At 52.2% G+C, this 12,707-nt stretch carries 11 protein-coding genes and 1 other annotated feature; of the genes, 3 read left to right on the top strand and 8 right to left on the bottom strand.

Translation table 11 applies throughout. The features are described 5' to 3' along the window. The first annotated feature begins 91 nt into the window (after positions 1–91). Positions 92–664, top strand: coding sequence for an acetate uptake transporter (satP, locus tag ACZRKO_RS13545; RefSeq protein ID WP_463737781.1), 573 nt, complete (start codon positions 92–94; stop codon positions 662–664). A 71-nt stretch (positions 665–735) separates the two neighbouring features. Here satP and ACZRKO_RS13550 read toward each other — a convergent pair whose 3' ends face one another. From ACZRKO_RS13550 to tal, 3 genes are all read right to left on the bottom strand, one after another. After that, the gene (locus ACZRKO_RS13550; protein WP_463737782.1) at positions 736–2,058 is read right to left on the bottom strand and encodes an MFS transporter; all 1,323 of its coding nucleotides are present in this window, start codon (positions 2,056–2,058) and stop codon (positions 736–738) included. 128 nt (positions 2,059–2,186) lie between these two features. After that, entirely contained in the window at positions 2,187–2,774 is a 588-nt protein-coding gene (mog, locus tag ACZRKO_RS13555; protein ID WP_463737783.1) for a molybdopterin adenylyltransferase, read from the bottom strand. 189 nt (positions 2,775–2,963) lie between these two features. After that, on the bottom strand, positions 2,964–3,917 hold the full coding sequence (tal, locus tag ACZRKO_RS13560; protein ID WP_463737784.1) for a transaldolase: 954 nt from the start codon (positions 3,915–3,917) through the stop codon (positions 2,964–2,966). 286 nt (positions 3,918–4,203) lie between these two features. Between tal and ACZRKO_RS13565 the strand changes: the two genes are divergently transcribed. After that, positions 4,204–5,646, top strand: a complete 1,443-nt coding sequence (locus ACZRKO_RS13565) for an alanine/glycine:cation symporter family protein (protein ID WP_463737785.1) — start codon at positions 4,204–4,206, stop codon at positions 5,644–5,646. A 136-nt stretch (positions 5,647–5,782) separates the two neighbouring features. Further along, positions 5,783–6,556 (top strand): peroxide stress protein YaaA, encoded by a 774-nt coding sequence (gene yaaA / locus ACZRKO_RS13570; RefSeq protein WP_463737786.1) that lies wholly within the window; start codon positions 5,783–5,785, stop codon positions 6,554–6,556. An 80-nt stretch (positions 6,557–6,636) separates the two neighbouring features. On the opposite strand, the gene thrC is transcribed toward yaaA, so the two are convergent. From thrC to ACZRKO_RS13595, 5 genes are all read right to left on the bottom strand, one after another. Then, the gene (gene thrC / locus ACZRKO_RS13575; RefSeq protein WP_463738100.1) at positions 6,637–7,926 is read right to left on the bottom strand and encodes a threonine synthase; all 1,290 of its coding nucleotides are present in this window, start codon (positions 7,924–7,926) and stop codon (positions 6,637–6,639) included. 3 nt (positions 7,927–7,929) lie between these two features. Beyond that, positions 7,930–8,859, bottom strand: a complete 930-nt coding sequence (thrB, locus tag ACZRKO_RS13580) for a homoserine kinase (RefSeq protein ID WP_463737787.1) — start codon at positions 8,857–8,859, stop codon at positions 7,930–7,932. Between the two features lies 1 nt (position 8,860). Next, entirely contained in the window at positions 8,861–11,320 is a 2,460-nt protein-coding gene (gene thrA, locus ACZRKO_RS13585) for a bifunctional aspartate kinase/homoserine dehydrogenase I (protein ID WP_463737788.1), read from the bottom strand. Between the two features lie 55 nt (positions 11,321–11,375). Beyond that, positions 11,376–11,492, bottom strand: a sequence feature (Thr leader region). Beyond that, positions 11,431–11,499 carry a thr operon leader peptide gene (thrL, locus tag ACZRKO_RS13590; RefSeq protein WP_463738101.1) on the bottom strand — a complete coding sequence of 23 codons (69 nt, stop codon included), beginning with the start codon at positions 11,497–11,499 and terminating at the stop codon, positions 11,431–11,433. (Overlaps the previous feature by 62 nt.) Positions 11,500–11,715: 216 nt before the next feature. Further along, positions 11,716–12,402 carry a tRNA/rRNA methyltransferase gene (locus ACZRKO_RS13595; protein WP_463737789.1) on the bottom strand — a complete coding sequence of 229 codons (687 nt, stop codon included), beginning with the start codon at positions 12,400–12,402 and terminating at the stop codon, positions 11,716–11,718. Positions 12,403–12,707 lie beyond the last annotated feature (305 nt).

Below are 12,707 nucleotides of genomic sequence, written 5' to 3' on the forward strand. Positions count from 1 at the left end.
CGCGCTTCTGACGATATGTGGACTTTTTAGCCCGTTCGCAAGCGGTTATAGCCCTGTTATTTATTCACAACACTTATAGTTCAGAGGACATATGCAAAGCAAAATGATGGCTAATCCAGGCCCATTGGGTTTGATGGGTTTTGGCATGACCACTATCTTATTGAATTTACACAATGCAGGCTTCTTCCCGCTGACCGCGGTGATCGTCAGCATGGGGATTTTCTACGGCGGCCTGATTCAAATTCTGGCCGGTGTGATGGAGTTTAAAAAGGGCAATACGTTTGGCACGACGGCTTTTACTTCTTATGGCGCATTCTGGCTGAGCCTGGTCGGTATTCTGGTGTTGCCGCGCATGGGTCTTGCCGATGCAAGCAGTGAAAGTTTCCTCGGTGCCTATCTTGGCTTCTGGGGCATTTTCACGTTGTTCATGTTTTTTGGCACACTCAGGGCAAACCGTGGTTTGCAAGTCGTTTTTGGCAGCCTGACCATTTTATTTGCCCTCTTGTGCTATGGAAATATGACCGGCAACAGCACCGTCCTGCATATCGCGGGCTGGGAAGGCATCTTCTGCGGTGCCAGCGCTATTTATCTGGCAATGGCCGAAGTGCTGAACGAGCAATATGGCCGCACAGTCTTACCGATTGGTGTTATGAAAAACGCGTAACGCGCTTTTCATACATCATGCATAAAAAAAACCCCGCAGTTTTCGATGCGGGGCTTTTTTTTAAAAAACGATTACTGACCGGAGATCACCCGTTCAGTAAATTCAGGCTTTGTTTTGCTTTCATTGTTTAAATCACGGCTGAGATAAATGCCGGTCAGCAAACCAATCACTGACAACGCAAGAACGTAATACGCAGGCGCCATCGGCGTAATGCGCATAATAAGGGTCACGAACACAGGCGTGAGGCCGCCGAAAATGGCATAGGCTACGTTATAAGAGAAGGAAATTCCCGTGAAGCGCACTTCTGCCGGGAAAGCCCTGACCAATACATAAGGGACAGCGCCCACGACGCCCACGCTGAAACCGGCAAGGGTATACATCAGCATCAGCTTAGAAGGGTCCGCTGCAACTACGTGGTAGAACGACCACGTACAAACACCAAGGAACAGGCTACCAATAATAAACGTCTTGCTGGCACCCAGCCGGTCAACAATCCACCCTGCCGCCACACAGCCAAAAGTCAGCGCAATCGTCGCCAGACAGTTAGCCTGCAATGCCTGAGCCGCCGGAATACCCAGCTGTTTTTGCAAATAGGTCGGGGTCATGAGGATCACCACCACGATCCCGGCAGAAAGCAGCCAGGTCATGATCATCGACACCACGATCTCTTTTTTATGATTCACTACCACGGATTTCAGCGGCATTTCTTCCGCCAGTGCTTTATGCGCCTTCATCTCGAGGAAGATTGGCGTTTCCTGTAACCAGCGGCGCAGATACATCGCGAACAGACCAAAGATCCCACCGAGGAAGAACGGAATACGCCAGCCGTAATCACGCATGATGGCAGGAGAGAGCGTACTGTTGAGTAGCGTCGCGACAAGAGAACCGAGCAGAATACCCGCCGTCAGTCCCGCCGTCAGCGTGCCGCAGGCAAAACCGATACGGTTACGCGGCACATGTTCGGCCACAAACACCCATGCACCGGGGACTTCACCACCAATCGCCGCACCCTGCAAAACGCGCATCAGCAGCAGCAGCAAGGGGGCAGCAATACCAATTGAAGCGTAGGTCGGCAGCATACCCATCGCCAGTGTAGGCAGCGCCATAAGTAAAATACTCAAGCTGAACATGCGCTTGCGGCCAACCAGGTCACCGAAGTGCGCCATAATAATGCCACCCAGCGGACGTGCCAGATAACCGGCGGCAAAAATACCGAAGGTTTGCACCTGTCGCAGCCAGTCAGGCATATCTGCCGGGAAGAAGAGGTCACCAATGACGGCAGCGAAGAAGACAAAAATAATGAAATCGTAGAATTCGAGCGCGCCGCCCAGGGCAGCAAGGGATAGGGTTTTAAAATCTTGCCGGTTCAGCCGGCGATTATTCGCGTGTTGCATAAGATACCGTGTAGCACCAGAGTAGAGATAAAAAGGCTTAAGCCGCTTTTTGTAAAGTAAACATTACTATAGCGGCAAACGCTTTTCACACCACAACGGCTGAATCTTATGTCAGAAATAGCCTAACTTTAGTTTTTTGTATCGCGACGGGCACTCTTGGGGCGAAAAGCTGCTACCACGTCATCGTGGGTTTCGACGTACGGACCATCAAGCAACTGGATACAATAAGGCACGCTGGCAAAAATACCGGACACAATCACCTTACCCTCCCCGTCTTTCAGACCTTCCAGCGTTTCCTGAATCGCTTTCGGCTGACCCGGCAGATTCAAAATCAGCGCCTGCTTGCGGATAACCCCCACCTGACGCGACAAAATAGCGGTAGGTACGAAGTGCAGGCTGATTTGGCGCATCTGTTCGCCAAACCCCGGCATTTCGCGATCGGCAATAGCCAGTGTGGCGTCCGGCGTTACGTCACGGCGCGCAGGGCCGGTTCCACCGGTTGTCAGCACCAGATGACAACCACTTTCATCCACCAGCTCGCAGAGGGCCTGTTCGATTAACGGCTGCTCGTCCGGGATCAGTTTTTTATCCAGCGTAAAAGGCGTGCTAAGCGCTTTTTCCAGCCAGGCTTCAAGCGCAGGAATGCCCTGATCCTGATAGACCCCGTTCGAGGCGCGGTCAGATACCGATACCAAACCAATTCGTAATTTATCCATGCCCATTCTCCACAACGTTCTTCGCCGCGCTTTATGTTGCAAAGCGGGCGGCGCAGCCACAGTGCCGCGCAGTTACGGCTAAGTATATCGGTAAGCGCCGCGCGAATTTCATCTCGGCATGAAATTTTCTAAATAACGCGCATAAAAAAGGCGGCCATGGCCGCCTTCGTGAATTCCGGGTTGCTGATATTACAGCAGGTCAGAAATCATTTTTTCCAGTTTATTCTGGTCGATCGCAAAATTACGGATACCTTCCGCCAGTTTGTCGATACCCATTGGATCCTGGTTATGGTCCCAGTAGAACTGAGCTTCAGTCAAACGCTCTGGGCGTGCTTTGGTTTCGCCGGTGTAAGACAGCTTACGCTCCAGCGGACCTTCACTTTCAGCCAGCTGTTTCAGCAAATCGGGACCGATAGTCAGACGGTCACAACCGGCCAGCTCAATGATCTCTTCAATATTACGGAAGCTTGCGCCCATCACCACGGTCTCATAACCGTGCTGTTTGTAGTATTCGTAGATTTCAGTCACAGAAACTACGCCTGGATCTTCATGCGGAGCGAACTCTTTTTTGTCGCCGTGGGCTTTATACCAGTCGAGAATACGGCCAACAAACGGAGAGATCAGATAAGCACCGGCTTCAGCACAAGCACGTGCCTGAGCGAAGGAGAACAGCAATGTCAGGTTACAGTTGATGCCTTCTTTTTCCAGTATCTCTGCCGCGCAGATACCCTGCCAGGTGGATGCCAGTTTGATCAAGATACGGTCATTGCTGATACCGGCATCGTTATACAATTTGATCAGACGGTGGGCTTTTGCCACGCTGGCTTTGGTGTCATAGGACAGACGTGCATCAACTTCGGTAGAAATACGGCCCGGCACAAGCTTGAGGATCTCAAGGCCAATGTTCACCGCCAGCTTATCAGCGGTATCAATGATCTGCTGCTCACGATCGCTGCTTTGATCTTTAGCCCAGGCAATCGCTTCGTCGATCAGTTTGCGGTACTCAGGAATTTGCGCTGCTTTAAGGATCAGAGACGGGTTAGTGGTGGCATCTTGCGGCTGGTACAGTTTAATTGCCGCGATATCCCCGGTGTCTGCAACAACTTTGGTCAGTTGGCGTAGGGAGGTCAGTTTATCGGTCATTTGGCATATCTCATCGTTTGTACATTATCGTTGAGGCATTTTCATGCCTTGCCTTTGTCTGATGATAACATGCAAAAAGCCACGTGCAAGGCAGATATAGCGCCTCGATACCCGCAATTTATAAAGTGTTTTCCCTAAGCAAAATCCGAATTTTTCAGCCAAAATGACAGTGTCGCTTGTGACATAAAAACGCTATGTTAAGCGGCTCAACCCTCTGGCTGACTGGATTTTCAATGCTGTCAGTGCCGGGCCTGGATTTCAAAAGATTGACCACCAAGGGTATTCAATGACCGAAATGCTCGATTTTTTCGACAATATCCTCTGGGGATCGATTCTGATCTATTTGCTGCTCGGTACCGGTATTTACTTCAGTCTGCGTACTCGCTTCATTCAGCTCCGCCAGTTCGGGCATATTTTCTCCTCCAGCCTGTTGAAGACCTCATCCGATACCCGCGGAATCTCCACTTTCCAGGCACTGTGTATCAGTCTGGCGGCGCGTATTGGTACAGGGAATCTGGCCGGCGTTGCCCTCGCACTCTCCGCTGGCGGGCCCGGTGCGATTTTTTGGATGTGGGCGATTGCGCTGATTGGCATGGCGACGGCGTTATTCGAAAACACCCTCGCCCAGCTCTATAAAAATCATGATACGCAAGGGCGTTTTCGCGGAGGGCCTGCCGATTACATGACCAGGGGATTGGGAATGCGCTGGATGGGCGTCTTTTTCTCTATATTACTGGTGCTGTCGTTTGGCTTGATTTTCAACGCACTGCAGGCAAACGCCATTGCGCAGGCAGCGGCCGTGAGCTTCAATGCCGATGAGCATGTCATTCTTGCGGTATTGCTGGTGCTGACCGCCGCCACGGTATTTGGCGGCCTCAAAACGTTTTCGCTTATTTCACAATGGCTTGTACCGCTGATGGTGGTGGCGTGGTTGCTCCTCGCTGTCTGGGTCATCGCGCATAATATTGAGCGTTTACCGCAGGTATTTGTGCTGATATTTAAAAGTGCTTTTGGCTGGCAGGAAGCAGCCTCTGGCGCCGTGGGTTATGGCATCATGCAGGCATTGACGCAGGGCGTGCAGCGCGGCCTATTCTCCAATGAAGCAGGCATGGGCTCGTCGCCCAACGCCGCAGCGCTGGCGGCGCCTATACCTTCTCATCCTGCGGCAGTAGGGTTTTCGCAGATGCTAGGCATCTTTATCGATACCATTGTCATTTGTACCGCCACGGCACTGATCATCCTCTCATCCGGTTTACTCGATGCACCGGACCAGAAACTGGAGGGCATCGCGCTGTTGCAGGCCGCTGTTTCTTCGGCGACCGGTGCCCCAGGCCATCTTCTCGTCGCTGCCTTTGTTTTTGTTTTTGCCTTTTCTTCTATCGCCGCGAATTATGTCTACGCCGAAAATAACCTGATGTTTCTGCACAGCGGTGAGCACGCAAAACTGTTCGTTTTCCGTTTGCTGGTGCTCGCCATGGTGGCCTTTGGCTGTCTGGCGGAACTGCCTCTGGTGTGGAAAATGGCCGACATTGCCATGGCATTGATGACCATCACCAATCTAACCGCGCTGTTGCTGCTCTCCGACGTCGCCATGAAGGTCATCAAAGACTACGAAAGACAGAGAAAAATGGGGAAAACGCCGGTGTTTAATCCGGATCATTTCCCTGAAATCCGCCAGCAGCTTAAGCCCGGTATTTGGCAGAAACGCCCCTCTCAGCCAGAAAACTAAGTGTTACCTATTGTAGAAATTTGCCCGGCGGACGCCTCATGGCAACTTTTACCCCCGGTTACAGGCCATTTTTTGCTACAGTACTTTCCTACTCACCGCTAAAAGTGAACCGACACCCGACCACACGGATTCGACTATGCTGACCATTATTTCACCTGCAAAAACGCTGGATTACGAAAGCCCGTTGGCGACCCAGCGCTTCACCCAGCCCGAATTACTGGATAAATCAAGTCAGTTAATTCGTATTGCACGCAAACTGACACCCGCGCAAATCTCCAGTCTGATGAGCATCAGCGATAAACTCGCACTGCTCAACGCCGAGCGCTTCAATGACTGGCAACCGGATTTTTCCCCGGACAATGCCCGTCAGGCGATTCTGGCCTTTAAAGGCGATGTGTATACGGGTTTGCAGGCCGAAGATTTCAGCGAGAAAGATTTCGACTTCGCGCAAAACCACCTGCGGATGCTCTCAGGGCTGTACGGTCTGCTGCGCCCGCTGGATCTGATGATGCCCTACAGGCTGGAAATGGGGATCCGTCTGCCCAATACGGAAGGCACTACTCTCTATGCTTTCTGGGGAGACCTGCTCACTGAGAAGCTTAACGCGCTACTTAAAGATCAAGCCGATAAGGTGCTGATCAATCTGGCTTCTGACGAATATTTCAAAGCGGTTAAACCGGCAAAACTTGACGGTGAAATCATCAAGCCGGTATTCCTCGATCAAAAGAACGGCAACTACAAAGTCATCAGCTTCTACGCGAAAAAAGCGCGCGGCCTGATGAGCCGTTTCATCATAAAAGAGCGTCTGACTAAAGCCAGCCAGTTGCAGAATTTTACCCTTGAAGGCTATACGTATGACGCTTCCCGCTCACAGGGCAACGAGCTGGTATTTACCCGCGCCGAGCAATAATGGCTTCCTCCCGGCATAAAAAAAGCCCCCGGCGTTAAACGCGGGGGCTTTTGACTTTCTGCGCTGTTACAACCCACGCATTATTTTGGCAATGCCATCAGGAAAGCCCGCATGTCGCTGAAATCAGCGGGCAGATTGTGCGACAGCAATGGCAGGTCTGCGCGATCGGCCAGCTCTTTTGGCAGAGAGAGTTCCTGACCCAAAATCGCTTCGACGCTTTCTTTAAACTTCGCCGGATGCGCAGTACCGATGAACAAGCCGAATTCGCCCGGCTTCAATTGGTCACGCAGCACACGGTAAGCGATGGCGGCATGTGGCTCGGAGATATAACCAATGTCTGCCAGTTCGCGCATTGCGTCTTCAGTCGTGTCATCACTGACCGCGCCGAAGCCCAGATCTTTCAACTGCCAGGTTTTACGACGATATAACTCTTCGACGCGCGGCCAGTTGTTCGGCTGGCTGACATCCATGGCGTTGGACAAGGTCGCGACAGTTTTTTTCGGATCCCATTCGCCATTATCCAGATAACGCGGCACGGTATCATTGGCGTTGGTTGCCGCGATGAAGCGCTTGACCGGCAGGCCAAGGGACTTCGCCAGTAAACCGGCGGTCAGGTCGCCAAAATTACCGCTTGGTACGGAGATCACCAACTGGTTGCGCGCTTCCTGTGGCAACTGCGCCACCGCTTCGAAGTAGTAGCAGATTTGTGCCAGCAGGCGGCTGATATTGATGGAGTTCGCCGAGTTCAGCTTCAGCTCATGCTTAAGTTCTTCATCGTCAAACGCCTGCTTCACCAGCGCCTGGCACTGATCGAAGTCACCGTCTATAGCGATGGTATGAATGTTGTCGCCCAGCGTACAGAACAGTTTTTCCTGTAACGGGCTGATTTTACCGCGCGGATAGAGGATAACCACACGCACATTTCTCATGCCGTGGAAGGCGTGTGCGACAGCGGCGCCGGTATCACCGGAAGTGGCGGTCAGGATAGTCACCGGCTGATCGCCTGAAACCTGCGTCAGAACCTGCGCCATAAAGCGGCCGCCAAAGTCCTTGAAAGCCAGCGTTGGGCCGTGGAATAGCTCCAGGCAAGCAATGTCCTCCTCGACTTTCGCGACGGGTGCAGGGAACGCAAAAGCGTTCTTCACCCGCTGATACAGCTCGTCTTCAGGGATTTCGTCGCCGATAAACGCAGAGAGAATGCGGCTGCTGCGGGTAACAAAATCCTGCTCCAGCAAACCGTCGATGTCACTCAGTGCAAACTCAGGCAATTCGAGCGGAAAGAACAGCCCCTGCTGTTTGCCTAAACCCTGCTTTACGGCCTGAGCAAAGCTGACCTGCTCGTTATGATCCTTCAGGTTGTACAGTTTCATCATTTATCCCAATAGTCTCGCGCCTGCGGTATCCAGGCGACAAATATGAACAAAGCCTTCATCATTTTGCAGGTAGTGATTCTGCAACCAATCGGCCATACGTTTGGCGGTCTCGCTGTCGTTGCACACGGCAAACAGCGTCGGGCCGGAGCCGGAAATACCACAGGCCAGCGCACCAATCTCTTCGGCAGCGCTGCGGGCTTGCGCAAAGCCCGGTAACAGGCGGGTGCGGTAAGGTTCGGCGATAACATCTTTCATCAGTTTAGCGGCAAGCGCGGGCTGTTGCGTATGGCAGGCGTGAATGAAGCCCGCCAAATAACGCCCGTGGCTGATGCAATCCTGTCGGCGATACTGCGCCGGCAAAATTGCGCGGGCCTCCGCCGTAGAGACTTTGATGCCCGGATAAGCCATCACCCACAACCAGTCATCAAAGCTTGGGACGTTCTGACTGATTATATCCAGCTCTTCCAGCATCAGCTGAATGCCGCCGAGATAACAGGGAGCGACGTTATCAAAATGGACGCTGCCGGAAATACGCCCTTCCAATTCGCCCATCAGCGCCAACATGGTATTTTCGTCCAGTGGCTTACCGCAAAATTCATTCATCGCCATCAGACCGGCTACCACGGAACAGGCGCTGGAGCCCAGCCCGGAGCCAATCGGCATATTTTTTTCCAGCGTCATGGCGACCGGCACTTCTTTGCCGATCTCCTGACAGAAACGCTGCCAGCACTGGTAAACAATGTTGTCTTCCATGCGGTCCGGCAACTTGGAGACGAAGCGCCCTTCACTTTTCAGGCTGAACTCTGTGGCGGCTTCTACGCTGACGCAATCACCTAACAGTGAACCGTCAACCGGCGAAACTGCGGCGCCCAGCACGTCAAAACCTACGCTGACGTTGCCAATCGAGGCAGGGGCATACACCTTAACCATATTAAACTCCTAACTTCCATGACAACGTGCGCAAAAGATCGGCAAAAACGCCGGCGGCGGTAACATCATTACCCGCGCCATAGCCGCGTAAAACCATAGGTAAAGGCTGATAATAGCGGCTGTAAAACGCCAGCGCATTCTCACCGTTTTTCACTTTATACAGCGGATCGTTGCCGTCAACGGCGTCTATTTTCACCGTACAGCGCCCCTCTTCGATAGCGCCAACATAACGCAATACTTTGCCCTGCGCCGTGGCATCCGCCACGCGACGGGAGAAATCAGCATCGAGTTGCGGCAAGCGCGCCACAAAATCACTCACGCTGCCCCCGGAATTGAAGGATACCGGCAGAACAGACTCCACTTCAATGTCACAAAGTTCAAGTTTGTATCCGGCTTCACGGGCGAGGATCAACAACTTGCGCGCCACGTCCATGCCGGAAAGATCATCACGCGGGTCCGGCTCGGTGTAGCCCATATCACGCGCCTGCAACGTTGCCTCAGAGAGCGACATACCTTCGTCCAACTTGCCGAAAATGTAGGACAGCGAACCGGACAGAATACCGGAGAAACGCACCAGCTCATCACCGGCATTCAGCAGGTTTTGCAGGTTTTCAATCACCGGCAGACCCGCGCCCACGTTGGTGTCATAGAGGAACTTGCGACGCGAGCCTTCCGCTGCTTTACGCAGCTGGTAGTAATAGTTCATTGAGGAAGTGTTGGCTTTCTTATTCGGCGTCACAACGTGGAAACCATCTGCCAGGAAATCAGCGTACTGATCGGCCACTTCCTGACTTGAGGTACAGTCAACAATCACCGGGTTCAGCAGGTGATACTCCTTCACCAGACGGATCAGGCGTCCCAGATTAAACGGCTCTTTGGCCGCGCCTAACTCTTCGCGCCAGTTTTCCAGTGATATACCGTGCACATTGGTCAGCATCGCGCGGGAGTTGGCGATACCGCAGACGCGCAAATCAATATGCTTGGCCTTCAGCCACGCTTGCTGGCGTTGAACCTGATCGATTAACGCCCCCCCCACGCCGCCGACACCAATCAGGAACACTTCGATCACCTGATCGGTATTGAACAGCATCTGGTGGCTGACGCGCACGCCGGTGGTGGCGTCGTCATTATTAACGACGACCGAAATAGAACGCTCGGAAGAACCCTGAGCAATCGCCACAATATTAATATTTGCGCGGGCCAGCGCAGAGAAGAACTTGGCAGAGATACCGCGCAGCGTGCGCATACCGTCACCGACCACTGAAATGACGGCCAGTTTCTCCATCACGTCCAGCGGCTCCAGCAGGCCATCTTTCAGCTCAAGATAGAATTCATCTTCCAGCGCTTTACGTGCACGCGCCAGTTCACCCTGCGGTACACAGAAACTGATGCTGTATTCAGACGAGGACTGGGTGATGAGGACAACTGAGATGCCTGAGCGCGACATGACCGCGAACACGCGGGCCGCCATGCCCACCATGCCTTTCATACCAGGGCCGGAGACGTTAACCATCGCCATGTTATTGAGATTAGTGATGCCTTTAACCGGTGTATTATCGCCAAGGCTTTCACTGCCGATCAGCGTACCGGGAGCCTGCGGATTAGTGGTGTTTTTAATCAGACAAGGGATCTGGAACTGGGCGATGGGCAGAATAGTGCGCGGATGCAGAACTTTAGCACCGAAGTACGAGAGTTCCATCGCTTCCTGATAAGACATAGATTTCAGCAGACGGGCATCCGGCACAATGCGCGGGTCACAGGTATAAACCCCATCGACGTCAGTCCAGATTTCACAACAGTCAGCCCGCAGACAGGCGGCCAGCACGGCAGCAGAGTAGTCGGAACCGTTACGGCCCAGCACCACGAGTTCGCCTTTGTCATTGCCCGCGGTGAAACCAGCCATCAGTACGATGTGATCTGCCGGGATCGCACTGGCGGAGATACGCAATGTGGATTCGTTGATATCCACGGTGGATTCCAGGTAGCTGCCCTGTGCCAGCAGTTTTTCTACCGGATTAATCACACTGACACCAAAACCTTTCGCCACAAACAACGCTTCCATTATCGCGATGGAGAGTTTTTCCCCGCGACAGATAATGGAGGCATTCACGCTGTCCGGGCACTGCCCCAACAGGTTAATGCCGTGCAGCAGCTGTTTAAGCTGAGCAAACTCCTGCTCAACAAAGGCTTTCACTTTCGGCAAATTAAAGCCCGGCTGTGCCAGCGCGAGACCCGCCAGCAACTCGGAGAAAATGCGCTCCGCATCATTCAAGATGGGCTGGATTTCCTGACCGGCGACGGTGCGTTCAATCATCGCGACCAGGTGGTTGGTAATTTTGGCAGGCGCGGATAACACCGTGGCAACCTGTCCCTGACGTGCATTGCTTTCCATGATCTCCGCGACGCGCATGAAGCGTTCCGCGTTTGCTACTGAGGTGCCGCCAAATTTCAACACTCGCATTTCTGTTGCTCTCCTAAAGCTTTTTTCGTAAATGGAAATTCTGTAGAAAGTCGGTAAAAAAAAAGCCCGCACTGGTTAGGTGCGGGCTTTTTCTGTTTTTCCTGTACGCGTCAGCCCGCCCCGTAACCTGTGGTTTCGGTGGTGGTAATAATTGTTGTATTCAGGCTGATGATTCGCATTTTATCTTCTGTCTGTTGTTGTGTTTTTTACGCTGTCTAACCCTATTAGCTAAAGCATCAAGCAGGACAAGTCAATTTTTTTCTGTTTTCGCGCGAAGTATCAGAACAAGTGGCAAACAGATTATTCTCTGCCTAAACGGCGAAATCCAGTGAAATTATCAGACAAAATCCACCATGACAGAGTATACAACCACGCCATCAGACGAACGCCTCAGATCACTTTGCCAGCTTTTTTTCGATATCATGCAGCAATGTGTGCAGCATTGCGGCATCTCGCTGCTGTAAAACCCCCAACCTCTGATGCAGCCAGTCGCTTAATTTTTGGTCATCTCCGGCATCTACAGCGACCAGTAAACGGTCAATACGCGAACGGAGTGCGGCGAGTTGACCCGCCTCTGCGTGGACCGGCACGTCGGCGACAACCCGATTCAACGACGCAAGCTGGTAACAGAATACCATCACTGCCTGCCCGAGATTGAGTGAAGGGTAATCTGCCGCCATAGGCACACCAGTAAGAATATCCGCCAGCGCCAGCTCTTCATTGGTCAGTCCGGAATCTTCACGGCCAAACACCAGCGCAGCGTTATTGACCCACGTACGCTTCTCTTCCAGTTGACCGAGCAGTTCCACCGGTGTGCAGTAGTAGTGAAAACGCGCCCGGCTGCGGGCGGTGGTAGCCACAGTGAAATCAATGTCCGTCAATGCTTCTTCCAGCGTATTGAAATGAAGCGCATTTTGCAGGATTTCATTGGAACCATGCGCAACCCAGCCCGCTTCGGGCTGTCTGTGAGCCTGGCTGCCTACGATACGTAATGATGCAAATCCCATGGTTTTCATTGCCCGCGCAGCAGCACCAACATTCTCAGGCCGCGCCGGGGAAACCAAAATAATATGAAGTTGCATGAACCCTCTTTGAATATGTCAGAACATTATCTTTCGTAGATTCTAAATGAGGTTTCTAAATTGCAGAAATGCAGCGAAGAGACGCTCAGTCATTCACATAAACTTAACAGTATCGATAATCGTTTGCGGTAGTTTATAGGAAAAAAGGATTAACAGGCATAAATGAGACCAAACTAAGCGGGACAATCAATATACACCAATTAAACCTTATTAATCATATTGATATTAAAGATGGTTTAACCTAATTCTATTAATTGGAAAGCAATTTAATCTAACCTGCTGAATCGTGTTCAAAAATGCATGAA

The sequence above is a fragment of the Ewingella sp. C233 genome (assembly GCF_055407225.1).

Coding starts and splice junctions, on each gene's coding strand:
- satP (WP_463737781.1), top strand. CDS start 92: ATGCAAAGCAAAATGATGGCTAATCCAGGCCCATTGGGTTTGATGGGT.
- ACZRKO_RS13550 (WP_463737782.1), bottom strand. CDS start 2,058: ATGCAACACGCGAATAATCGCCGGCTGAACCGGCAAGATTTTAAAACC.
- mog (WP_463737783.1), bottom strand. CDS start 2,774: ATGGATAAATTACGAATTGGTTTGGTATCGGTATCTGACCGCGCCTCG.
- tal (WP_463737784.1), bottom strand. CDS start 3,917: ATGACCGATAAACTGACCTCCCTACGCCAACTGACCAAAGTTGTTGCA.
- ACZRKO_RS13565 (WP_463737785.1), top strand. CDS start 4,204: ATGACCGAAATGCTCGATTTTTTCGACAATATCCTCTGGGGATCGATT.
- yaaA (WP_463737786.1), top strand. CDS start 5,783: ATGCTGACCATTATTTCACCTGCAAAAACGCTGGATTACGAAAGCCCG.
- thrC (WP_463738100.1), bottom strand. CDS start 7,926: ATGAAACTGTACAACCTGAAGGATCATAACGAGCAGGTCAGCTTTGCT.
- thrB (WP_463737787.1), bottom strand. CDS start 8,859: ATGGTTAAGGTGTATGCCCCTGCCTCGATTGGCAACGTCAGCGTAGGT.
- thrA (WP_463737788.1), bottom strand. CDS start 11,320: ATGCGAGTGTTGAAATTTGGCGGCACCTCAGTAGCAAACGCGGAACGC.
- ACZRKO_RS13595 (WP_463737789.1), bottom strand. CDS start 12,402: ATGCAACTTCATATTATTTTGGTTTCCCCGGCGCGGCCTGAGAATGTT.